The 21,066-nt window shown below is 65.9% G+C and carries 21 protein-coding genes; 12 read left to right on the forward strand and 9 right to left on the reverse strand.

Going from position 1 to position 21,066, the window contains the following annotated elements; all coding sequences use genetic code 11:
- Positions 1–96: 96 nt before the first annotated feature.
- Both WC704_RS02670 and WC704_RS02675 read right to left on the reverse strand, forming a co-directional pair.
- Positions 97–390: a DUF167 domain-containing protein gene (locus WC704_RS02670; RefSeq protein WP_372888428.1), complete on the reverse strand. Its 294-nt coding sequence runs from the start codon at positions 388–390 to the stop codon at positions 97–99.
- Between the two features lie 72 nt (positions 391–462).
- A complete protein-coding gene (locus WC704_RS02675; protein WP_372888429.1) occupies positions 463–1,536 on the reverse strand; it encodes a PA0069 family radical SAM protein in 1,074 nt (357 codons plus the stop codon).
- 55 nt (positions 1,537–1,591) lie between these two features.
- Between WC704_RS02675 and WC704_RS02680 the strand changes: the two genes are divergently transcribed.
- Positions 1,592–1,927, forward strand: coding sequence for a VOC family protein (locus tag WC704_RS02680; RefSeq protein ID WP_372888430.1), 336 nt, complete (start codon positions 1,592–1,594; stop codon positions 1,925–1,927).
- 254 nt (positions 1,928–2,181) lie between these two features.
- Positions 2,182–2,385 carry a hypothetical protein gene (locus WC704_RS02685; RefSeq protein WP_372888431.1) on the forward strand — a complete coding sequence of 68 codons (204 nt, stop codon included), beginning with the start codon at positions 2,182–2,184 and terminating at the stop codon, positions 2,383–2,385.
- Here the strand turns inward: WC704_RS02685 and moaB are convergent.
- From moaB to WC704_RS02700, 3 genes are read right to left on the reverse strand one after another with little or no spacing between them, the layout of a single operon-like run.
- The gene (moaB, locus tag WC704_RS02690; protein ID WP_372888432.1) at positions 2,382–2,909 is read right to left on the reverse strand and encodes a molybdenum cofactor biosynthesis protein B; all 528 of its coding nucleotides are present in this window, start codon (positions 2,907–2,909) and stop codon (positions 2,382–2,384) included. The two genes, WC704_RS02685 and moaB, sit on opposite strands and share 4 nt — an antisense overlap.
- Complete coding sequence (locus WC704_RS02695; protein WP_372888433.1) at positions 2,899–4,719, reverse strand: lytic transglycosylase domain-containing protein; 1,821 nt, start codon at positions 4,717–4,719, stop codon at positions 2,899–2,901. The genes moaB and WC704_RS02695 overlap by 11 nt, the downstream gene beginning before the upstream one ends.
- The gene (locus WC704_RS02700) at positions 4,716–5,468 is read right to left on the reverse strand and encodes a uracil-DNA glycosylase (RefSeq protein ID WP_372888434.1); all 753 of its coding nucleotides are present in this window, start codon (positions 5,466–5,468) and stop codon (positions 4,716–4,718) included. Before WC704_RS02700 ends, WC704_RS02695 begins: the two co-directional genes overlap by 4 nt.
- Before the next feature lie 160 nt (positions 5,469–5,628).
- Between WC704_RS02700 and WC704_RS02705 the strand changes: the two genes are divergently transcribed.
- The 7 genes from WC704_RS02705 (at position 5,629) to WC704_RS02735 (ending at position 13,891) form a co-directional block, all read left to right on the forward strand.
- Positions 5,629–7,272 carry an electron transfer flavoprotein-ubiquinone oxidoreductase gene (locus tag WC704_RS02705; protein WP_372888718.1) on the forward strand — a complete coding sequence of 548 codons (1,644 nt, stop codon included), beginning with the start codon at positions 5,629–5,631 and terminating at the stop codon, positions 7,270–7,272.
- Positions 7,273–7,441: 169 nt separating this feature from the next.
- Positions 7,442–8,266 (forward strand): 4-(cytidine 5'-diphospho)-2-C-methyl-D-erythritol kinase, encoded by an 825-nt coding sequence (locus WC704_RS02710; RefSeq protein ID WP_372888435.1) that lies wholly within the window; start codon positions 7,442–7,444, stop codon positions 8,264–8,266.
- A gap of 202 nt (positions 8,267–8,468) precedes the next feature.
- The gene (locus tag WC704_RS02715) at positions 8,469–9,203 is read left to right on the forward strand and encodes an N-formylglutamate amidohydrolase (protein WP_372888436.1); all 735 of its coding nucleotides are present in this window, start codon (positions 8,469–8,471) and stop codon (positions 9,201–9,203) included.
- Between the two features lie 9 nt (positions 9,204–9,212).
- The gene (ilvD, locus tag WC704_RS02720) at positions 9,213–10,934 is read left to right on the forward strand and encodes a dihydroxy-acid dehydratase (RefSeq protein ID WP_372888437.1); all 1,722 of its coding nucleotides are present in this window, start codon (positions 9,213–9,215) and stop codon (positions 10,932–10,934) included.
- A gap of 7 nt (positions 10,935–10,941) precedes the next feature.
- Positions 10,942–11,322 (forward strand): hypothetical protein, encoded by a 381-nt coding sequence (locus tag WC704_RS02725; protein ID WP_372888438.1) that lies wholly within the window; start codon positions 10,942–10,944, stop codon positions 11,320–11,322.
- Entirely contained in the window at positions 11,319–12,716 is a 1,398-nt protein-coding gene (locus WC704_RS02730; RefSeq protein ID WP_372888439.1) for an NAD(P)H-hydrate dehydratase, read from the forward strand. Before WC704_RS02725 ends, WC704_RS02730 begins: the two co-directional genes overlap by 4 nt.
- Complete coding sequence (locus WC704_RS02735) at positions 12,713–13,891, forward strand: class I SAM-dependent RNA methyltransferase (protein ID WP_372888440.1); 1,179 nt, start codon at positions 12,713–12,715, stop codon at positions 13,889–13,891. The genes WC704_RS02730 and WC704_RS02735 overlap by 4 nt, the downstream gene beginning before the upstream one ends.
- 3 nt (positions 13,892–13,894) lie before the next feature.
- Here the strand turns inward: WC704_RS02735 and truA are convergent, their stop codons facing one another.
- Positions 13,895–14,635: a tRNA pseudouridine(38-40) synthase TruA gene (gene truA / locus WC704_RS02740; RefSeq protein WP_372888441.1), complete on the reverse strand. Its 741-nt coding sequence runs from the start codon at positions 14,633–14,635 to the stop codon at positions 13,895–13,897.
- Positions 14,632–15,636 carry a methionyl-tRNA formyltransferase gene (fmt, locus tag WC704_RS02745; RefSeq protein ID WP_372888442.1) on the reverse strand — a complete coding sequence of 335 codons (1,005 nt, stop codon included), beginning with the start codon at positions 15,634–15,636 and terminating at the stop codon, positions 14,632–14,634. The genes truA and fmt overlap by 4 nt, the downstream gene beginning before the upstream one ends.
- Before the next feature lie 55 nt (positions 15,637–15,691).
- Between fmt and recR the strand changes: the two genes are divergently transcribed.
- Entirely contained in the window at positions 15,692–16,288 is a 597-nt protein-coding gene (gene recR / locus WC704_RS02750) for a recombination mediator RecR (RefSeq protein WP_372888719.1), read from the forward strand.
- 163 nt (positions 16,289–16,451) lie between these two features.
- Complete coding sequence (gene def, locus WC704_RS02755) at positions 16,452–16,982, forward strand: peptide deformylase (protein ID WP_372888443.1); 531 nt, start codon at positions 16,452–16,454, stop codon at positions 16,980–16,982.
- A gap of 37 nt (positions 16,983–17,019) precedes the next feature.
- Here def and WC704_RS02760 read toward each other — a convergent pair whose 3' ends face one another.
- Positions 17,020–18,684 carry a formate--tetrahydrofolate ligase gene (locus WC704_RS02760; protein ID WP_372888444.1) on the reverse strand — a complete coding sequence of 555 codons (1,665 nt, stop codon included), beginning with the start codon at positions 18,682–18,684 and terminating at the stop codon, positions 17,020–17,022.
- Positions 18,685–18,904: 220 nt separating this feature from the next.
- On the opposite strand from WC704_RS02760, the gene rmuC reads away from it, so the two are divergent.
- Complete coding sequence (gene rmuC, locus WC704_RS02765) at positions 18,905–20,398, forward strand: DNA recombination protein RmuC (protein WP_372888445.1); 1,494 nt, start codon at positions 18,905–18,907, stop codon at positions 20,396–20,398.
- Positions 20,399–20,624: 226 nt separating this feature from the next.
- Here rmuC and WC704_RS02770 read toward each other — a convergent pair whose 3' ends face one another.
- Positions 20,625–20,906, reverse strand: a complete 282-nt coding sequence (locus WC704_RS02770; protein WP_010403256.1) for an SWIB/MDM2 domain-containing protein — start codon at positions 20,904–20,906, stop codon at positions 20,625–20,627.
- Positions 20,907–21,066: the final 160 nt, after the last annotated feature.

The following is a 21,066-nucleotide window of genomic DNA, read 5'->3' on the forward strand; positions in this document are numbered from 1 at the left end:
TGTCGAAGCCCCGCTCGCCCCACGCGCGTCCCGCACTTTGAGAGGTGCCCTTCGACAAGCTCAGGGCGAACGGGGATTCGCGGCAATACTCCCGCGTTAGCGCGTCACCAGCACCACCTTGTCGCGCGCGGTGGCACCGCGCACCAGTGTGAGCGCGGAGCGCGGGCACCCGAGTGCCTTGGCGAGCAAGGCGAGCACCGCGTCATTGGCCTTGCCATCCTCGGGCGTCACCGTGGTCCGCACGTTGAGCACGGCAGGTGCTCCATCGGCAGGCAGGCGGATGTCGTTCGCGCCCGCATTGGGGGTCGCGCGGATCGTCAAATGCCCCTGTGCGTCGATCAATCGTTCGAGTTCCTCGCGCGGGGGCAGGGCGTTCTTGATGCGGCTCATGCCGACCGCGATAGCAAAACCTTTGTTCGAGTCCGAGTCTCACCGGGACGTGGCAATTTCGAGCAAGATCCTTCAGCCGAACAAATCGCCCTGCGGCCCCGCCGGGGGCCGGAACAGGTCGGTGCGCAGCACGATCCGTTCCTGGTTCATGCCGTGCTTGCGGCAGGCGATGAGGAAGCGCGTGCGCAACAGGTCCGCCCACGGGCCGCTGCCGCGCATCCGCGAGAAGAAGCCAGGGTCGTTTTCGCGGCCCTGACGGATCGAGGCGATCGTCGCCATCACCTTGCTCGCGCGGTCGGGGAAATGCGTGTCGAGCCATGCTTTGAACAACGGGGCGACCTCCCACGGCAACCGCACCGGAATGAACGAGACCGAGCGCGCGCCGGCTTGCGCCGCCTGCTCGACCAAGTGCTCGATTTCGTGATCGGTGATCGCAGGGATGACGGGAGCGATCGAAACATGCGTTGGGATGCCCGCCGCGACCAGCGCGCGCACCGCGGCCAATCTGCGCGCCGGCGTTGGCGCGCGCGGCTCCACCGTCATCGCGATCCTGGGGTCAAGCGAGGTGACCGAAATCGCCACCGCCACCAGCCCCTTTGCCGCCATGAGGCCAAGCAGATCGATGTCGCGCACAACGCGGTCGGATTTGGTGGTGATGGTCAACGGGTGGCTGGTTTCGGCCAGCACTTCGATACAGCCGCGCGTGACGCGCCATTCGGTTTCGATCGGCTGATAAGGATCGGTATTGGTGCCGAACGCGATCGGCTGCGCAACATAACCGCGCTTGGCCAGTTCGGTGCGCAGCAGGGCGGGGGCGTCGGGCTTGGCGAACAGCCTGCTCTCGAAATCGAGGCCGGGGGACAGGTCGTGGAACGCGTGGGTCGGTCGCGCGAAGCAATAGATGCAGCCATGCTCACAGCCGCGATAGGGGTTGATCGAGCGATCGAACGGCACGTCGGGCGAGCTGTTGCGGCTGATGATTGTGCGCGGGCGTTCGACTGTCACCGTGGTGCGCAGGCGCGGCGGAGCGCCGTCGAGCGCGTCGCGGTCATCCAGCCAGTCGCCATCTGCTTCCCGTTCGGGCAAGTTGAAGCGGCGGCTTTCGCGATTGAGCGTTGCGCCGCGCTGGGGGCGGTTTTGGGCCATTGACAAATGGTAGCAGCCAGATAAGAACGTAACAAGAACATTTGAGAGCTTTGCGATGGCGCGTCTGAACTATCTCGAACTGCCGGTTGGTGACCTTGCTGCGGCCAAGGCGTTTTACGCGGCCGCCTTCGGGTGGGATTTCACCGATTTCGGGCCGAGCTATGCGTCCACCATGAGTGGTGACACCGACATCGGTTTGCAGGGCAATCTGGCGGAACAGACCGCCGCCGCGCTGCCGGTGATCGAGATCGCGGATCTGGAGGCGGCGGAAGCGGCGGTGCTTGCGGCTGGGGGCGAGATCACGCTCGCGATTTTTGCGTTTCCCGGCGGGCGGCGGTTTCATTTTCGCGATGTGGCGGGGCATGAATTGGCGGTGATGCAGGGCGCATGATTGGCTTGCCGTCCCGGCAATGGTGCCGATGGTAGCGCACGCGACCGAGGACAACGAGCGCTTGCTCGATCTACGCCAGCCGGCGGTGGTGATGACGCGGCTGCAAGCGGACGCCTGATCGCGACGTCTATTTGCGAGCGTCGAGATAAGCGCGAGCCTCGTGCGCGGTTTCGCAATTTTGGTGTTGAATGTCGCACGACCGCTCAAGCGCCTCAACCACCTTGCGCTGCTCGTCCAGGACATACGGGTCAGCGATGACCGTAGGCGAAAAGACGTTGCGGACGCGCGGTGTCGTGGATGCGCGATCGATGCCGGGTGCCGTTTTTTTGCGGCGGCTCGGCGGCCGTCTGCCGTCGTCCCAGAAGAATGCCCGCATAGAAGACAATCACGCCACCAAGAACGACTATGCCAGCTATGATCCAGCGACGGCCCGTACGTGGAACCTGCTGGTCCATTAGCGCTCGCGCAAACGCGGCATCAGCTCGACGAAATTGCAGGGGCGGTGGCGGCTGTCGAGCTGGCTTGCCAATATGCCGTCCCACCCATCCTTCACGGCACCAGTCGAGCCGGGCAGTGCGAAGATGTAGGTGCCGCGCGTCACGCAGGCGCAGGCGCGCGATTGCACCGTCGAAGTGCCGATCGTCTGAAAACTGAGCCAGCGGAACAGTTCGCCGAAACCAGGGATCATCTTGTCGGCGACGCGCTCGATCGCTTCGGGCGTTACGTCGCGTCCGGTAACGCCGGTGCCGCCGGTGGTGATGATGCAATCGACCTGATCGTCATCGATCCAGCGATGCAGCGTGGCGACAATCAGATCGGCATCGTCGCGCACGATCTCGCGCGCGGCGAGGATGTGCCCCGCACCCTCCAGCCGCGCGACGAGCGTGTCGCCCGAGCGATCCTCAGCCAGGCCGCGCGTGTCGGAAACGGTGAGGATGGCGATGCGGACGGGCTGGAACGTCAGGCTTTCGTCAATCGGCACGGGTGATCGTTTGTCCTGTAGTGCGGGTCGCCGTGGTGCTCGCCATCGTACGGCCAGAGGAAGCGCTCGACGTGAGCCGAACCGCTGCGGCCCCCGGCAGACCGGGGAAGCGCGGCCACAGGCCCTGCGACAGGGCAGCACGGCTGACCGAGGCGGTCTTGCCGGTCTGCGCCTCATAGACCCAATAATTACGCAGCACCGTGGTGACGTAGCCGCGCGTCTCCCAGAATGGGATCGATTCGATGTAGAGCAACGGATCACCACCGTCGCGCGCTTGCGCGTTCCACGCCTCGACCGGGCCGGGGCCGGCATTGTAGGCCGCGATCACCTTGGGCAGCAGGCCGTCTGTGCAATGTTGATCGCGCAATTGCTCGAGATAGCTTTGTCCAACCTCGAAATTGGTGCCGGGTCGCGACAGCGCGCTGCGGTCGAACGTGCGGCCTTGTTTGCGAGCGATGTCGGTCGCGGCACCGGGGCGGACCTGCATCAGGCCATAAGCCCCCGCCGGGCTGACGACATCGGTGCGGAAGCGCGATTCCTGCAGCGTATGGGCAAAGACCAGTGCCTTGTCGACGCGCCAGCCGCCATCGGGGGCCCAATTGGGTGCGGGGAAGCGCGCTTCGACCGGTGGCATCGCGCCGACCGGGCCGTTGTGCGACAGCCATACCAGCGTGGCGGGCAGGTCGAGCGCGGTGGTGAGGCGGACCAGGGCGGGATATTCGGCGGGGTCGCCGATCCGCGCCTGTTGCCGGATCACGCTGTCGGCAAGGGTGTTCTCGCCGATCTCGACCAGAGCCGCCGCCACGCGCACATTCGGGCGGCGACCGAGCGTCTGCCAATCGCTCGCGACCACCGCCGCCATCGGGTGTGGTGCGGTTTCGCGGATGCCGAGCGTCTGACGTGCGAGCAGGCCGTAAAAGGTCTCACGGTATTGCGCGGCGTTTTTCAGCCGGTTTTCAACCCGATCGGGACGTGCGCACTGCATGTCGGCGCGCGCTGCCCAATAGAGCGCCGCCGCGCGCAGGTCGACATCGCTGGCGCGGGCGGCAACGCCCTCGAACAGCGTGCCAGCGGTGGCGCAATCATGCTGCCGCCACGCCGCCAGCGCACCGACCCACTGGCCCTCGACCGCGAAATCGCCATATCCGGCGGCGGCCTTCTGCGCCATCGCGCGGGCATTGGTGTCGTCACCCGCGAGGAAATACATCCACGCGATCTTGCGCTGCCACTCGGTCTGCAGATCCGAGGAAAGCCCCGGCGTCGCCTCGAGCAGGGCCTGCGCGTCCGCACCGCGATCTTCCTTGATGAGCGGCTGCATCTTCAGCGCGAGTTCGACCGCGAGCAAATCGCCCTTGCCGAAGCTTTTCGCGCGCTTGCGGGCCGGCGCGCCATCGATCCAGGTGAGCGCGCGGGCTTCGGGCAGCGGCGGCAGCCCGACGCCACCGCGCGACGCGGCCATCGTCAGGATTTGTTTGGCTTGCGGCAGTTCGGGTGCGCTGGCGAGCAGCTTCATCAGCGGATCGAGATCGGCCTTGGGCGAACCCTTGGCGGTCAGCAATTCCGCCTGTGCGATCGCATGGAGCGGGCCGGGTTTGAGGGCGGCGAGCTGAAGCTGCGCGTCTTGCCATCGCTGGCTGCGAATGCTGGCGAAGACCGCGCGATAGCCCTCGCGCTGTTCGACATCGATCTGCATGGGAATAACGCCGCGCGGGGTCGCGGTTTCGATCGACGCGGGCGGCTCCCCCGCCGCGTGCGCTACACCGGGAAGGGTGAGCGCCAAGGTGGCGATGACGGCCAGTCTAGCGCTCATGCGCCCAATCCTGCGATCAGCATCTGCAAGTCCTTCCACGCGCGCGCCTTTTCGGCGGGCCGTTCCAGCAAGAGTCGCGGATGGAAACTGGCCACCACATCAACCGTGGTCGCACCCATGCCACTTTCGAGGTTAATCGCCTGCAAACTACCGCGCGCACGGGCGACGTCCATCCCGGTAAATCCACGACTGGGCGCATTCCCTAACAGAAGCACCCGTTTCGGGGCGACCAGCGCGACATGATGGCGCGCGATTTCGACCAGCCGCGCCTCGATTTCGGGCGCGATTCGGCCCGCCATCGGGCGCACCGAGCACATCGGCGCCAGATAGACCGAGTCGCGATTCCGCCCGATTGCGGCCAGCATCCGGTCGAACAACCGCCCGACCGTGCCGCTCAGCAACATACCGGTATCGCTATCTTCGCGATCGGGCACATCGACCAAAATCATGATGTCGGCGGCAGGATTGCCCGATGCCGCGATCGGATCGCCGCGCCACGCTGCCTCCGGCGCATCGGGACCATTGCGCCACGCGATGAAGGCATCGAGCGTCGTCGGCAGCGGTACGACGACGGGTGCCGCTACGGCGCGCGGGGCTGCGCGCAGTGGCTGCGTTGCGACGGGGGCGGGCGGGGCGGCGGTCCAGTCGTGCGCTTCCTCGTCGACCAGCGTGTCGATGCCGACGTCGCGCCACCATTCGAGCGCGCTCGCTGCGGCCAATCGCCAATCGATATTCTGGTCAGCCCCCATGCGTTCCTTTAGACTCCCATGTTGACGCGAAGGTCAATTCGCTGGCACGCGGAGATGGACAGGACGTGCCGCACGCGCGACGAGAATGCGCAGACGGTGTCCGCGATGGAGACGATACGTGAGCAGCCAAGAAACTGGGGCCGAAAACCACCGCGAATCCATGCCCTATGACGTCGTAATCGTCGGGGCTGGCCCTGCCGGCCTGTCGGCGGCGATCCGGCTGAAACAGGTCGCGGCCGAAAAGGGTGCGGACCTGTCGGTCTGCATCCTCGAAAAAGGGTCCGAAGTCGGGGCGCATATCCTGTCGGGCGCGGTGATCGATCCGCGTTCGCTCGATGAGCTGATCCCCGATTGGCGCGAAAAGGGCTGCCCGCTCGCCGAAGTGCCCGTCACCGACAACCAGCATTGGATGCTGTCCAGGACGGGCAAGGTTTCGGTGCCACATTTCCTCACGCCGCCCTTCATGCACAATAAGGGCACCTATACCGGCAGCCTCGGCAATCTGTGCCGCTGGCTGGCGACCCAGGCCGAGGAACTGGGCGTCGAGATTTTCCCGGGCTTTGCCGCCGCCGAAATCCTGTACAATGATGACGGCTCGGTAAAGGGCGTCGCCACCGGTGACATGGGCGTGGCGCGCGACGGCACGCACAAGCCCGATTATACGCCGGGCCTCGAAATCCACGCCAAATACACCTTCTTCGGGGAAGGTGTGCGCGGCCATCTGTCCAAGCAGATCATCCGCACCTTCGATCTGGCAAAGGACAGCCAGCCGCAGGTTTACGGCATCGGCATCAAGGAATTGTGGGACATCGCGCCCGAGAACCATGTGCCCGGCCGCGTGATCCACACACAAGGCTGGCCGCTCAACGAGACCGAGGGCTCGAATGGCGGCGGTTTCCTGTATCATCAGGCCAACGGGCAGGTCGCGCTCGGTTTCGTGACGTGGCTCAGCTATTCCAACCCCTATCTCTCGCCCTTCCACGAAATGCAGCGCTGGAAGACGCATCCCGAGATCGCCAAGATCCTCAAGGGCGCCAAGCGTGTGTCCTACGGCGCGCGCGCGATCAGCGATGGCGGGTTGCAGTCGATCCCCAAGCTGGTCTTCCCCGGCGGCGCGCTGATCGGCTGTTCGGCGGGCTTCCTCAACGTGCCGCGCATCAAGGGCACGCACACCGCGATGAAGAGCGGCATGATGGCGGCGGAAGCTGCGGTCGATGCGATCCTGTCGCAGCGCCAGCACGATGAGCTGGCGGCATATCCGGAGGCGTTCGAGGCGAGTTGGGTCAAGAAGGAGCTGTCGATCGTCCGCAACGTCGTGCCGCTGGTCGAAAAGTTCGGCGAGCTGATTGGCTCGGCGCTGGCGAACGTGACGATGTGGGCCGAATATATCGGCCTCAAGATGCCCTTCACGATGAAGCACCACCGCAACAATGAAAGCCTGTGGCGCAAGGATCAGGTGAGGCCGATCGCCTATCCCAAGCCCGATGGCGTGCTGACCTTCGATCGCCTGTCCTCGGTGTTCATCTCGAACACCAATCATGAGGAGGATCAGCCCGTCCATCTGACGCTGAAGGACCCGAACATCCCGGTCGCATACGACCTGCCAATGTATGACGAACCGGCGCAGCGTTATTGCCCGGCGGGTGTGTATGAAATCGTCGGGCAGGAAGAGGGCAACCCGAAGTTTGTCATCAACGCGCAGAATTGCGTCCACTGCAAGACCTGCGACATCAAGGACCCGACGCAGAACATCAACTGGGTGGTGCCGGAGGGCGGCGGGGGCCCGAATTATCCGAATATGTAACGTGTCCTTCCGGTGAACTCCTCTTCCCCGGCAAAGGCCGGGATCGTTCTCCTGCGTAAGCAGGAGTCCAGAGGCGCAAGCGCTGTGCCCGGCAATTCTGGGCTCCTGCCTTCGCAGGAGAGCATCGCTGTTTTCAATCGGTGCGATCTTGTTTTAGGGGCTGCCGCCGATGATCACCGAAAACGCCCCCGCCAAGATCAACCTCGCGCTGCACGTCCGCGCGCGCCGCGCCGATGGCTATCATGAGCTGGAAACGCTGTTCGCCTTTGTCGCCGATGGCGACACCGTCTCGCTGGAGCCGGGCCCGCTGTCGCTGACCATCACGGGTCCGTTTGCGGACGGGCTGACGGGCGAGGGCGACAATCTCGTCACCCGCGCCGCGCGCGCCTTTGCCGATCGCTTTGGCGTGGCGGTGGGGGGCGTGTTTACGCTCGACAAGCATTTGCCGGTCGCCTCGGGCATTGGCGGCGGCTCTGCCGATGCGGCGGCGGCACTGCGTGCGCTGGCGCGGCTGCACGACGTCGCGACCGACGATCCGCGCCTGTTCGAGATTGCGGCCGCGCTTGGCTCGGACGTACCCGCTTGCCTGCTCGGGCGCACCGCAATGGGGCAGGGGCGCGGCGAGCGGCTGGAAGCGCTGGCAGGGCTGGCAGACATGCCGGCATTGCTGGTGAACCCCGGCGTAGCGGTTTCCACCGCCGCGGTGTTCAAGGCCTGGGACGGTGTTGATCGCGGTGCGATGCCGAGCGGCGCGGTGCTGGCGATGGCACTGGAAGGTCGCAATGACCTGGAGGCACCGGCGCGCGCACTCGCGCCCGAAATCGATGCAGTGCTGGACGCGCTTGGCGAGGGCAATCCAGTGCTGGCGCGGATGTCGGGATCGGGCGCGACCTGCTTTGCCCTCTATGCGGATGAGGTGGAGCGCGCCGCCGCCGCGACGCGCATTCGTGCCGCCCAGCCGGGGTGGTGGTGTCTCGAAACGCGACTCGTATGACAGGAATCCGCTCCATTTCGGGACAGGCGACGCGGCGCATTGTGCCGCAACGGCGGAAATGCGCGGTTGGCACTGGCCTTGCTGTGGTCAGATCGAACGGGTCCGCCGCCCCCAGCGGAGCGCCCGTTGATGGTCCACGGTCCCCCCGCGCGCCATCCATGCAGCGGGACGGCGCGGGCAACCGCGCCGTCCCCATGCGGGCATGACGCTCCCTCGCCTTGTTGGCGGTACGCCGGGCGGTATCCTGCTGATCTGCGATCACGCTTCCAACGCGATTCCGGCGGGGATCGATCTTGGCATCCCTTCAACCCTTCTCGACAAGCATATCGCAATCGACCTTGGCAGCGCGGCGGTGACCGAGGCATTGGCGGGCACGCTGGCGGCGCCGGCATTCCTCGCCACGGTGTCGCGGCTGGTGATTGACCTCAATCGCCCGGTTGATTCGCCGGGGTTGATCCCGGCGACAAGCGACGGGCACGCCATTCCCGGCAACCTCACCGCCGACCGGGGGGAGCGCATCGCCCGCTTCCACGCCCCCTATCATCGCGCGCTGGCTTCCACGATTGCCGCGCATCGCCCGATATTGCTGGCGGCGATCCACAGCTTCACGCCACAGCTCGAAAGCGTCGGCGGGCCGGAGCGTCCTTGGGAAATCGGCATCCTGTCCAATCGCGATCGCCGTGCAGCCGAGATTGCGCTGCCGCTTCTGGAGAAGCAGGGGCTCGTTACCGGCGACAACGAACCCTATTCGGGTCGCCTGCTCAATGCGACGCTCAACCGGCATGGCGAGGGCACCGGGATAGCCAGTCTCTCGATCGAAATCCGCAACGATTTGATCGCGGACGCGCAGGCTGTCGCGCGCTGGACCGCGATTCTCGGACCAATTTTAAGCGAAATACGTAACAGACTTGCGTCGAATCGCATTTTTACGACATAGGCTTTCGTCATGACCCGTACCTTCGACAAATCCAAGCTCCCCAGCCGTCACGTTTCGGTTGGGCCGGAACGCTCCCCCCACCGCAGTTATTATTACGCGATGGGCATATCCGAGGCGGACATCGCAAAGCCGTTCGTCGCGCTTGCGTCGGCTGGCAACAATTCCGCGCCGTGCAACACCACGCTCGACGATCAGGCCGATGCCGCGCAGGCGGGCGTCATCACCGGCGGCGGGATGCCGCGCCGGTTCAACACCATCACCGTTACCGATGGCATCGCGATGGGCCATCAGGGGATGAAATCCTCGCTCATCAGCCGCGAAGTGATTGCCGACTCGGTCGAACTCAGCGTGCGCGGCCATTGCTATGACGCGTTGGTCGGCTTTGCCGGGTGCGACAAATCGCTGCCGGGCATGATGATGGCGATGCTGCGGCTGAACGTGCCGAGCATCTTCGTTTATGGCGGGTCGATCCTGCCGGGCCGGTTCCACAATCGCGACGTCACCGTCGTCGATGTGTTCGAGGCGGTTGGGCAATATGCGGCGGGGGGGTGCCCGTTGCAGGAGCTGATCGAGCTCGAAAAGGTCGCGTGCCCCGGTCACGGTGCGTGCGGTGGCCAGTTCACCGCCAATACGATGGCGTGCGTGGGTGAAGCGATCGGTCTGTCGCTGCCCAATTCTAACATGATGCCAGCCCCCTATCGTGGCCGCGAGGAAATCGCGATTGCGGCGGGTGAACAGGTGATGGAGCTGATCGCCCGCAACATCCGCCCGCGCGACATCTGCACGCGCGAGGCCTTTATCAACGCCGCCCGTGTCGTTGCGGCAACGGGCGGATCGACCAACGCCGCGCTGCATTTGCCGGCGATGGCCAATGAAGCGGGCATCGCCTTCGATTTGTTCGATGTGGCAGAGGCTTTTAAATCAACGCCTTATATTGCCGATCTCAAGCCCGGCGGGAAATACGTCGCCAAGGACATGTATGAGGCGGGCGGCGTCTACATGCTGATGAAGACGATGCTCGAAGGCGGTTTCCTCGACGGCAATTGCCTGACCGTGACGGGCAAGACGCTCGGCGAGAACATCGATCAGGTCACCTGGAACCCCGACCAGAAGGTCATTTACGACGTCAAGGCACCGCTGTCGGCGACAGGCGGCGTGGTCGGCTTGCGCGGCACGCTCGCGCCCGATGGCGCGATCGTGAAGGTCGCGGGGATGCACCGCTTGCAGTTCACCGGCCCGGCGCGCGTGTTCGATTGTGAAGAGGATTGTTTTGCGGCGGTCGAGGCGCGCCAGATTAACGAGGGTGAAGTCATCATCATCCGCTATGAAGGCCCCAAGGGCGGCCCCGGTATGCGCGAGATGCTGTCGACCACCGCCGCGCTTTACGGTCTTGGGCTGGGTGAAAAGGTCGCGTTGATCACCGATGGTCGCTTCTCGGGCGGTACGCGCGGCTTCTGCATCGGCCATGTCGGGCCGGAAGCCGCCGAGGGCGGGCCGATCGGGCTGGTCGAGGATGGCGATATCATCCGCATCGACGCTGAAGCGGGTACGATCGACCTTGACGTGCCCCCCGAAACGCTGGCGGCGCGCAAGGCGGCGTGGGTGCCGCGCGTCAATGATTACCAGGCGGGCGCGCTGTGGCGCTATTCCCAGACGGTCGGGCCTGCCTATAAGGGCGCGGTTACGCACCCGGGAGCCAGCGCCGAAACTCATGTCTACGCGGATATCTAGTCTACTTTTGCTGGCCTTTTCGCTCGCCGCGTGCGGGGAGCAACGTACCGACCACGCCACACTCGCCAAAGTCGAGGCGGAACAACGCCGGGCGCGCGACGATAGGGGGAATATCGTCTGCGCGCAGCGTGGTTCGGCCGATTTCGCGAGGGTCTGCACGGTTGATCGGAGCGAGACCGATGCCGGGCTGGTGCTGACCGTGCGCCACCCCGACGGGGCGTTCCACCGTCTTTTGGTGACCAAGGACGGGCGCGGCGTCATCGCTGCGGACGGTGCGGAGACGGCAGTGGTGACGATCATTGCCAATGGCGAGATCGAGGTTGCGCTAGGCGGGGACCACTATCGCTTGCCCGCCACGGTCAAGGGCAAGACCGCGAGCGCCTCATGATCCCGATCGACGGTCAGCCGATTCTGACCGCAGCCGAGATGCGCGCGGCCGAACAGCGCGCGATCGATGCGGGAACCAGCGTCACCGCGTTGATGGAGCGCGCCGGGGCGGGTGTGGCCGAGGCGGTGCGGCGGCTCGCGGGCGCAGCACCGGTGCTGGTGCTGTGCGGCCCCGGCAATAATGGCGGCGACGGCTATGTCGCGGCGCGGATTTTGCGCGCGAACGGCGTCGCGGTGCGCGTGGCGGCGACGGGCGCTCCGATGAGCGAGGCCGCCATTCAGGCACGCAGCGGCTGGGATGGGGACGTTGAAGCGCTTGGCGATGCCGCGCCTGCGCCGGTTGTGCTGGATGCCATTTTCGGGACGGGGCTGTCGCGGCGGGTCGACGATGCCATTGCAGCATCGCTGGCTGCGCTGGTGCAGGCGGCGCGGCTTTCGATCACGGTCGATGTGCCGACCGGCCTTGCCACCGACACGGGCGAGGCGCTGATCGATACTGTCAGCCGCTTCGATATCACGCTCGCACTGGGTGCGTCGAAACCCGTGCATGTGCTTGCCGCGTCTGCCGAACTTTGCGGAACGGTGCGGTTGGTGGAGATCGGCCTGGATACGCGCAGCGCCGCGCGCGCGACGGTGATCGATCGCCCCACGCTGCGAGCGCCCGGAATCGATAGCACCAAATATACGCGCGGCATGGTGGCGGTGGTGGGCGGGATCATGCCCGGAGCCGCCGCGCTCGCTTCGGAGGCGGCGATGCGGGCCGGGGCGGGCTATGTGCTGTTGCTGTCGGACACGCTGCCGGCCAACACGCCGTACGCGCTGGTGCGTCGGGTGTGGTCGGCGGACGCGCTTGCGGACGCGCGCATCGGTGCCATTCTGATCGGCCCCGGTCTCGGGCGCGACGATGCGGCGCGATCCAAGCTTGCGTGCGCGCTGGCGAGCGATCGTCCGTTGGTGATCGATGGCGATGCACTGCATTTGCTCGATGGCCGGACCTTCCATGACCGGAAAGCGCCGACGATCCTGACCCCGCATGGCGGCGAGTTCGTTGCGGCGTTCGGCGCATGGGGCGGCAGCAAGATCGAGGCGGCGCGCGCTGCCGCAGCGTCATCGGGCGCGGTGGTGGTGTTCAAGGGGGCCGACACGGTCATCGCGGACCCTGATGGCAGCGTGGTGGTGGCACCCGGCGGCTCGTCCTGGCTCTCCACCGCCGGTACTGGCGATGTGCTGGCCGGGGCGGTGGCGGCGATGGCGGCAAGCGATTCGCCGCTGGCGACGCGCGCGCGCGCTGCGGCAGCGGTGTGGATGCACGGCGCGGCGGCGCGGCGCTTGGGCGGCGCGTTTCTGGCGGACGATTTGGCGCATGAAATTTCGAGAGTAAGGGCTGCGTTGTGAGCGATGTGATTGTTCGGGTTGCCGCGCGGGGCGACGGCGTGACCGCCGATGGTCGCCACGCCGCCTTTGCCGCGCCGGGGGACACGCTGACGCCCGACAATCTCGTGATTCCGGGGCCGCACCACCAGACGCCGCCATGCCGGCATTTCCCGCTGTGCGGCGGGTGTCAGCTCCAGCATCTCGACGATGCCAGCTATGCCGATTTCCTCACCGATCGCATAGCGGGCGCGCTGGCCGCGCAGGGGCTGACGGCACCGATCCGGTCGCCCTTGCTGTCGTCGATGCAGACGCGGCGGCGCGCGGCGCTCCATGCCGAGGTCAAGGGCGGGGCGGTCCGGCTGGGGTTCAGCGAGCCTGCCAGCCATGCGATCGTCGATGTGCAGGAATGCTTGGTCCTGACGCCGTCCTTGTTCGCCATACTGGCACCTTTACGCAAACTGCTCGCGCGCGCGCTGAAAGGGCGGGCGCGGCTGCATCTGACCGAGGTCGATCAGGGCATCGATCTGCTGATCGAGGGCAAGCTGGCCGAGGGGCTGGCGATTGCCGAGGGGATCACGGCGTTTTGCGGTGCGCACGGCATCGCACGTTTCGCCGTCGATGACGGGATCGGCCCCGAAACGCGTTGGGAGCCTGAGCCGGTGACGATCACGCTTAGTGGCGTGGCGGTGCCGTTTCCTTCGGGCAGCTTCCTGCAAGCGACGCGCGAGGGCGAGGCGAGCCTGGTTGCCGCGGTGCGCGAGGCGGTTGGCGCGGTGCGCGTGAGCGCGGATCTGTTCGCCGGGCTGGGCACGCTGGCGCTGTCGCTGCCCGGCAAGGTGTATGCCGCCGAGGCCGGGCGCGATGCGATCTTCGCGTTGAAGGCGGGCGCGGCGCAGGCGGGCCGGGCGGTGTTCGCCGAGCATCGCGACCTGTTCCGGCGTCCGCTGACGAGTGCGGAATGCGACCGGTTCGAGGCGATCGTGCTCGATCCGCCGCGGGCGGGCGCGCGCGAACAGGTGACGCAACTGGCGGCATCAAAGGTGCCGGTGATCGCCTATGTTTCGTGCAATCCCAGCAGCTTTGCACGCGATGCGGAGATTTTGTGCAAAAGCGGCTATACGCTCGACTGGGTGCAGCCAGTGGGGCAGTTCCGCTGGTCGACCCACGCCGAATTGGCCGCGCGCTTCAGCCGATAGCCATCAAGGATAATCGGCCCGCAGGAAGTACAGGCCGTCGGGCGGAGCGTTGAAGCCCAATGCGGTGCGGTCGCGGGCTTCGAGCGCGGTGGTCATGTCGTCGGGGTTCCATTTGCCCTCGCCGACCAATGCCAGGCAGCCGACCATCGAGCGCACCTGATGATGCAGGAACGAGCGCGCCGAGGCGAACACGCTGATCCGCTCCCCCTGTGCCACTACATCAAGCCGGTCGAGCGTGCGCAGCGGGCTGTCGGCCTGGCAATGCGCCGAGCGGAAGGTGGTGAAATCGTGCCGCCCGACCAGCCGCGCGGCGCCTTCCGCCATCGCTACTACATTCAGTGGCGCGGGGATACGCCATGCCAGCCCACGCTCGACCGTCAGCGGGGCGCGGCGGGTGACGATGCGGAACTCATAATGCCGCGCGATGCACGAGAAGCGTGCGTGCCAGTCATCGGGCACGATCTCGCAGTCGAGGATCGCGATCGGGTCTGGCCGCAGCTTGGCGTTGAGCGCCTCCATCAGCCGGAACGGGGTGAAGGTCCGCGTCAGGTCGAGATGCGCGCGCATACCGAGGCCGTGAACGCCGGCATCGGTGCGACCGGCGGCATGGACGGTGACCTCCTCGCCGGTGATTGCGCGGCCGGCGCGTTCGATCGCGGCTTGCACGCTTGGCCCGTGGTGCTGGCGTTGCCAGCCCATATAGGGGCGTCCGTCGAACTCGACCGTCAGCGCGAACCGCGTCAAAGCTGCGTGCCCGTGGGGATGGGAAAGCCGCGCAGCAGGTCCGTGGTGGTCATGACGCCACGCCCGGCGCGTTGCAGCAAGGTCGGGCGGATCGCGCCGCTGCCGCAGGCGATGGTGAGCAGCGTGTCGAGCACTTCTCCCGCTTGCTGGTGGGGAGAGGGCCGGGGAGATGGGCTGCGCGCATCGTCGGCGTTCTGCAGGACTGCCCCTCTCCCGACCTCGCTACGCGCGGCCACCCTCTCCCCGCTTGCGGGGAGAGGGAGAAGGTCTGCCGCCAGCACTTTGATGCGCTCGCCCTGAACTTCGAAGAACGCGCCGGGCACCGGGTTGAAGGCGCGAATGTGACGCTCGACCGCGTCCGCCGATTGCGTCCAGTCGATCCGCGCCTCGGCCTTGTCGATCTTGGTGGCATAGGTCACGCCGTCTTCGGGCTGCATCTCGGGCGGATAGGCGTCGAAGTCGCCCAGCACCTGCACCATCAGGCGTGCGCCCATCGCGCTCAGTTCGTCGGTCAGCGCGCCCGCCGTCTTGCCGTCGATCGCGGTGGTGCCGCGCAGCAGCACCGGTCCGGTGTCGAGCCCGGCTTCCATCTGCATGATGCACACGCCCGTTTCGTCGTCGCCCGCGAGGATTGCGCGCTGGATCGGTGCCGCGCCACGCCAGCGCGGCAGTAGCGAGGCGTGGACGTTGAGACACCCCCGCGCAGGCGCGCCGAGCACCGTGCGCGGCAGGATCAGCCCATAAGCGGCGACCACCGCGACATCGGCCCCAAAGGCAGCGAACTCAGCCTGTGCCTCGGCATCGCGCAGCGTGACGGGGGTGCGCACGGCAATGCCCAAGGCCTCGGCGCGGGCCTGGACGGGGGAGGGGGTAAGCGCCTTGCCCCGCCCGGCGCGGCGCGGCGGTTGGCTGTACGACGCCACGACTTCATGCCCGGCATCGACCAAGGCTTGCAGCACCGGCACCGAGAAGTCCGGGGTTCCCATAAATATGATCCGCATGGCGACATGCTCTGGCCGCTTGCGCTGGCGCAACGCAACCCCCTATCTGTTTCCTATGGCCTCTCCCGAAATCGAAGCGTTGACACAGGCTCTCGCCAAATTGCCGGGGCTGGGGCCGCGCTCCGCGCGGCGCGCGGTGCTGCATTTGCTGAAGAAGCGTGAGGCGGCGCTGGGGCCGTTGCTGAGTGCGTTGATGGCGGTTGAGGAACGGCTCTCAACCTGTTCGATGTGCGGCAATATCGATACCACCAATCCGTGCGGCGTGTGCGTCGATCCGCGCCGCGATGCGCGCGCGCTGTGCGTGGTGGAGGAGGTTGCCGATCTGTGGGCGCTCGATCGGTCGCGGCTGTTTCCGGGGCGGTTCCATGTGCTGGGCGGGCGGCTGTCGGCGCTGGAGGGCGTGCGGCCCGAGGATCTGGCGATCGATTCGCTGGTGCGCCGCATCGCCGAAGGCGGGATCGACGAGGTCGTGCTGGCGATGAACGCGACGCTGGAGGGGCAGACCACGGCACATTACATTATCGAGCGGATCGAGCGGTTTCCGGTGCGCATCACCCAATTGGCGCACGGCCTGCCGGTGGGCGGCGAACTCGATTATCTCGACGAGGGCACGCTGGCTCAGGCATTGCGTGCGCGGCGACCGGTTGGGTGATTTAAGAAGAAAGATGGTTCGCGCAGAGGCGCAGAGGACGCAGGGATAGCGTTCTCCGCGTCCTCTGCGCCTCTGCGCGAACCACTCTTTCTTTTTCTTGAGCGCTGCCGCGCGGAGAAGAACGAAACTTGACGGACGCCTGTTGCTTTCCTAGCTCGCCTGAATGGCTGTCCTAGAAATCCTTGAAGTTCCGCATCCCGGTCTCCGCGCCGTCGCCAAGCCCGTCGAAACGGTGGACGATGGCGTGCGCAAGATCGTGTCCGACATGTTCGATACGATGTACGCCGCGCGCGGCATCGGCCTTGCCGCGACGCAGGTCGCGATCGAGCAGCGCATCGTCGTGATCGACCTGCAGGAGCCCGAAAGCGACGCGGAAGACGCCAAGCCGGTGCGCAAGCCGCTGGTTTATATCAACCCGGAATTGCTTTCGCTCAGCGAGGAAACGTCCTTCTATAACGAAGGCTGCCTGTCGATCCCCGAGCAATATGCCGAGGTGGAACGCCCGACGCGCTGCCGCGCGACCTGGCTCGACGAGCAGGGCGAGCGGCACGAGGCCGATTTCGACGGTTTGCTGGCGACGGCGTTGCAGCATGAGATCGACCATTTGAACGGCGTGCTGTTCATCGACCATATCTCCAAGCTCAAGCGCGACATGCTGCTCAAGAAACTGGCAAAACAGCGCAAGTCGGCGTGACCTCTTCTCCCTCTCCCCTGAAGGGGAGAGGGAGCGGTTAAAACAACCCCTCAATCTCACCCCCGGCTCCAAACCGGATACCCTCCGCCGCCGGCACGCGCGGCAGGCCAGGCATCGTCATGATCTCGCCGCAGATCGCCACCACGAACCCCGCGCCCGCGCTCAAGCGCACTTCGCGCACCGGCACGACATGGCCGGTCGGCGCGCCGAGCTTGGCCGGATCAGTCGAGAAGCTATACTGCGTCTTCGCCATGCACACCGGCAAATGCCCGAAACCTGCGGCTTCCCAGCGAGCGAGCTGCGCGTGGACCGAGGCATCGGCAATTGCTTCCTCGGCACGGTAGATGCGCGTGGCGACGGTGTTGATCTTGTCGAACAGCGATAGCTCGTCCGAATAAAGCGGCGCGAATTGGCCGGCATTATGGTCGCACAGTGCCACCACCGCCTCGGCCAGCGCTTCGGCCCCGGCACCGCCCTCGGCCCAATGCGTACACAGCACGGCCTTGCAGCCCTGCTCGGCGGCAATCTGCTCGATCACCGCAAATTCATCGGGGGTGTCGCCATCGAAGCGGTTGACCGCCACCACCACCGGCACCCCGAAGGCGCGGACATTTTCGATATGGCGGGCGAGATTGACGCCACCGCGCCGCACCGCCTCCGCATCGGGCGCGCCGAGATCGGCCTTGGCGACGCCACCGTGCATTTTCAGCGCGCGCACGGTCGCGACGATCACGGCGGCGGCGGGCTTCAACGCGGCCTGGCGGCATTTGATGTCGAAGAACTTCTCCGCGCCGAGATCCGCGCCGAACCCGGCCTCGGTCACCACATAATCGGCCAGGCCCAGCGCGGTGCGCGTGGCGATCACCGAATTGCAGCCATGCGCGATATTGGCGAAGGGGCCGCCGTGGATGAGGGCGGGCGTGCCCTCCAGCGTCTGGACGAGGTTGGGCTTGATCGCTTGCGCCAGCAGCACCGCCATTGCGCCATCGACCTTGAGGTCGCGCGCGGTGACGGGCCGCCGGTCGCGGGTATAGGCGACGACGATTCGCCCGAGCCGCGCCTCCAGATCGTGCAAGTCACTCGCCAGGCACAGGATCGCCATCACTTCGGAGGCAACGGTGATGTCGAACCCGCTTTCGCGCGGGTAGCCATTGGCCGGGCCGCCGAGTGACTGCGCGATGTCGCGCAACGCCCGGTCGTTCATGTCGAGCACGCGCCGCCACACGATCCGCCGCACGTCGATGTCGAGCGCATTGCCCCAATGGACATGGTTGTCGATCATCGCCGCGAGCAAATTGTGCGCGCTGGTGATCGCGTGAAAATCGCCGGTGAAATGGAGGTTGATGTCCTCCATCGGCACCACTTGCGCATAACCGCCGCCGGTCGCGCCGCCCTTGGTGCCGAAACAGGGCCCGAGCGACGGCTCGCGCAGCGCCAGCATCGTCTTGCGCCCGGTGCGGTTCAGCGCATCGGCCAGGCCGACCGACGTTGTCGACTTGCCTTCGCCTGCCGGGGTCGGGCTAATCGCGGTGACCAGGATCAGGCGGCCTTGCGCGGCTGTTGCGGGCAGGCGTGAAAGGTCGATCTTGGCTTTGTGATGGCCGTAGGGTTCAACCGCTTCTGGCGGGATCCCGGCGGCGGCGGCGATCGCGCCAATGGGCTGTAAAGTGGCGGCGCGCGAGATCGCGATATCAGTGAGCATAAGAGCGCCTTAGCAACTCCTCCCCGGAACGGGGAGGGGGACCGTTTTGCTTCTTCAGCAAAATGGTGGAGGGGGCGTGCGGCAGGCGATAGGGTTGGGTATGGCGCGCGCACCTCCGCCCTTCGCTAAAGGTGCAGGGTCCCCCTCCCCGTGCCGGGGAGGATTTACGACACGGGTCGCCCAAGCTACAGGTTCGCAGAATGTTCCAGAAAGATTTCGTATGACCGGTGTGACGATGGCCCTGTTTGCCGTGGCGGCGCTGTTGGTTGGCCTGGCGATCGGTTTCCTGCTCGGGATTCGCGGCACGGCGCAGGCGCGCGCCGAGCGCGATGCGCGCAATGAGGATTTCAAGCGCGCCATCGTCGATTTGGCGAGTGCGGAGGAACGCGCGCGAGAAACCGCGCAATTGCGCACCGAACTTGCCGCGATCCGCGATGAGCGCGATGTCGCGCGGCTCGAAAATACCGCGCTGAAAACGCACAGCTCGGCGTTCGAAAGCCGCCTCGCCGAAATGCGCGAGGCCGATGAAGCACGCTTAACGATGGTGCGCGAAACGCATGAGGCGCGCATTGCCGAGTTGCTCCACGCCAAGGAGTTGCTCGCCACGCAATTTGCCGAAGTGTCGAACAAATTGCTCAACGACGCGCAGGAGGTTTTCCTGAAACGCGCCGACGAACGCTTCCGCCAGTCCGAGGAAACCGCCGGGCAGAACCTCAAATCGATGCTCCAGCCGGTCAGCGAGCGGCTGCTGAAATATGAGGAAGCGGTGACCAAGGTCGAGAGCGAGCGGCTGAGCGCGTTCGACCAGCTCAAAGGGCAGTTGGAGGGGCTTCGCGTCGGGCAAGAGAAGGTGTCGAGCGAGGCGGCCAAGCTGGTCAATTCGCTGCGCAACGCGCCCAAATCGCGCGGGCGCTGGGGCGAGCAGCAACTGAAGAACGTGCTCGAAAGCTGCGGCCTGTCCGAACATACCGATTTCCAGACCGAAGTATCGGTTTCGGGCGGTGACGAGGGCGGGCGGCTGCGCCCCGATGCGATCGTCACCGTGCCGGGCGGACGCAGCCTGGTGATCGACGCCAAGGTGTCGCTCAACGCCTATCAGGACGCGTTCGGCGCGGTCGACGAGGCCGAGCGCGCGCGTGGCCTGGCGCTGCACGCAGCGGCGATGCGTGCGCACGTCAATGGGCTCGGCAACAAGGCCTATTGGAGCCAGTTCGCCGACGCGCCCGACTATGTCATCATGTTCGTACCCGGCGAGCATTTCCTGTCGGCGGCGCTCGAGCAGGACCCGACCTTGTGGGATTTCGCCTTCGACAAGCGCGTGCTGCTGGCCACGCCGACGAACCTCATTGCGATCGCACGCACCGTTGCGGCGGTGTGGCGGCAGGAGCGGCTGGCGAAAGAGGCGGCTGAGATTGGGCGGTTGGGCAAGGAGATGCACGACCGTCTCGCCAAGGTGGCGGATGATCTGCGCAAGGTCGGGGCGGGGCTCAACAGCGCGGTCAACAATTTCAACAGCTTCTCCAACTCGTTCAACGGCCGCCTGATGGTGACCGGGCGCAAGTTCCGCGATCTCAACATCGAGACCGGCGCGCGTGAGCTGGAGGATGTCGCACCGGTCGAGGCGCTGGCGCGCTATAGCGAGAACGAACCGCTGCAATTGGCGGAGCCCAGCGTGCGTCTGCCGGGGGAGGCTGAGGCCGAGGCAGCCAAATAGTAAGGGGCGCTTGGTTCTCGCTCCTCCCCTCCCTGGAAGGGAGGGGCTGGGGTGGGTTGGCCCGTAATCGGGCGTAACGCCCACCATCAGCCCACCCACCCCCAACCCCTCCCTTTCAGGGAGGGGAGGAAGAAGGGGAGGAGCAAGCCCCCCACACACGCAAAACGCCGACACCCCTGCGGAGGTGCCGGCGTCCGACGTCTTTTTAAAAGCGATCCGGGAAGGATCAGGCCTTCATGTGGCCGGCCAGGTGCTTGTTCATTTCGAACATCGTCACCTTGTCCTTGCCGAAAACCTTCTTCAGCTTTTCGTCCGCGACGATCTCGCGCTTGTTCTCCGGGTTCTGGAGATTGTGCGCCTTGATATAGGCCCACACCTTGCTGATGACTTCGCTACGCGGCAGCTTGTCGGTGCCGACGATCGCGCCGAGCTCGGCCGAGGGGGTGATGGGCGCGAAGATGCCGCCGGTCTTGGGCGCATCGCTCTTCGCGGTTGGGGTCTTGGCCATTATGTGTCCTTCCTGAGTGTCGTTACAACCGACATCGGTTTCACGCCTTGAATAGCGCTGCCCTCCTTGTGCGCTGCCTTTTGGCCCTTGTCACGCCTTACAATGCCTTGAAACGGGTCGGTTTGGCCTGAGAATCGCAAGTTTGCGCCGGGTAACGCAC

The organism is Sphingomonas sp., assembly GCF_041661885.1.
Taxonomy (GTDB): domain Bacteria; phylum Pseudomonadota; class Alphaproteobacteria; order Sphingomonadales; family Sphingomonadaceae; genus Sphingomonas.

Coding starts and splice junctions, on each gene's coding strand:
- WC704_RS02670 (WP_372888428.1), bottom strand. CDS start 390: ATGAGCCGCATCAAGAACGCCCTGCCCCCGCGCGAGGAACTCGAACGA.
- WC704_RS02675 (WP_372888429.1), bottom strand. CDS start 1,536: ATGGCCCAAAACCGCCCCCAGCGCGGCGCAACGCTCAATCGCGAAAGC.
- WC704_RS02680 (WP_372888430.1), top strand. CDS start 1,592: ATGGCGCGTCTGAACTATCTCGAACTGCCGGTTGGTGACCTTGCTGCG.
- WC704_RS02685 (WP_372888431.1), top strand. CDS start 2,182: ATGACCGTAGGCGAAAAGACGTTGCGGACGCGCGGTGTCGTGGATGCG.
- WC704_RS02695 (WP_372888433.1), bottom strand. CDS start 4,719: ATGAGCGCTAGACTGGCCGTCATCGCCACCTTGGCGCTCACCCTTCCC.
- WC704_RS02700 (WP_372888434.1), bottom strand. CDS start 5,468: ATGGGGGCTGACCAGAATATCGATTGGCGATTGGCCGCAGCGAGCGCG.
- WC704_RS02705 (WP_372888718.1), top strand. CDS start 5,629: ATGCCCTATGACGTCGTAATCGTCGGGGCTGGCCCTGCCGGCCTGTCG.
- WC704_RS02710 (WP_372888435.1), top strand. CDS start 7,442: ATGATCACCGAAAACGCCCCCGCCAAGATCAACCTCGCGCTGCACGTC.
- WC704_RS02715 (WP_372888436.1), top strand. CDS start 8,469: ATGACGCTCCCTCGCCTTGTTGGCGGTACGCCGGGCGGTATCCTGCTG.
- ilvD (WP_372888437.1), top strand. CDS start 9,213: ATGACCCGTACCTTCGACAAATCCAAGCTCCCCAGCCGTCACGTTTCG.
- WC704_RS02730 (WP_372888439.1), top strand. CDS start 11,319: ATGATCCCGATCGACGGTCAGCCGATTCTGACCGCAGCCGAGATGCGC.
- fmt (WP_372888442.1), bottom strand. CDS start 15,636: ATGCGGATCATATTTATGGGAACCCCGGACTTCTCGGTGCCGGTGCTG.
- recR (WP_372888719.1), top strand. CDS start 15,692: ATGGCCTCTCCCGAAATCGAAGCGTTGACACAGGCTCTCGCCAAATTG.
- def (WP_372888443.1), top strand. CDS start 16,452: ATGGCTGTCCTAGAAATCCTTGAAGTTCCGCATCCCGGTCTCCGCGCC.
- WC704_RS02760 (WP_372888444.1), bottom strand. CDS start 18,684: ATGCTCACTGATATCGCGATCTCGCGCGCCGCCACTTTACAGCCCATT.
- rmuC (WP_372888445.1), top strand. CDS start 18,905: ATGACCGGTGTGACGATGGCCCTGTTTGCCGTGGCGGCGCTGTTGGTT.
- WC704_RS02770 (WP_010403256.1), bottom strand. CDS start 20,906: ATGGCCAAGACCCCAACCGCGAAGAGCGATGCGCCCAAGACCGGCGGC.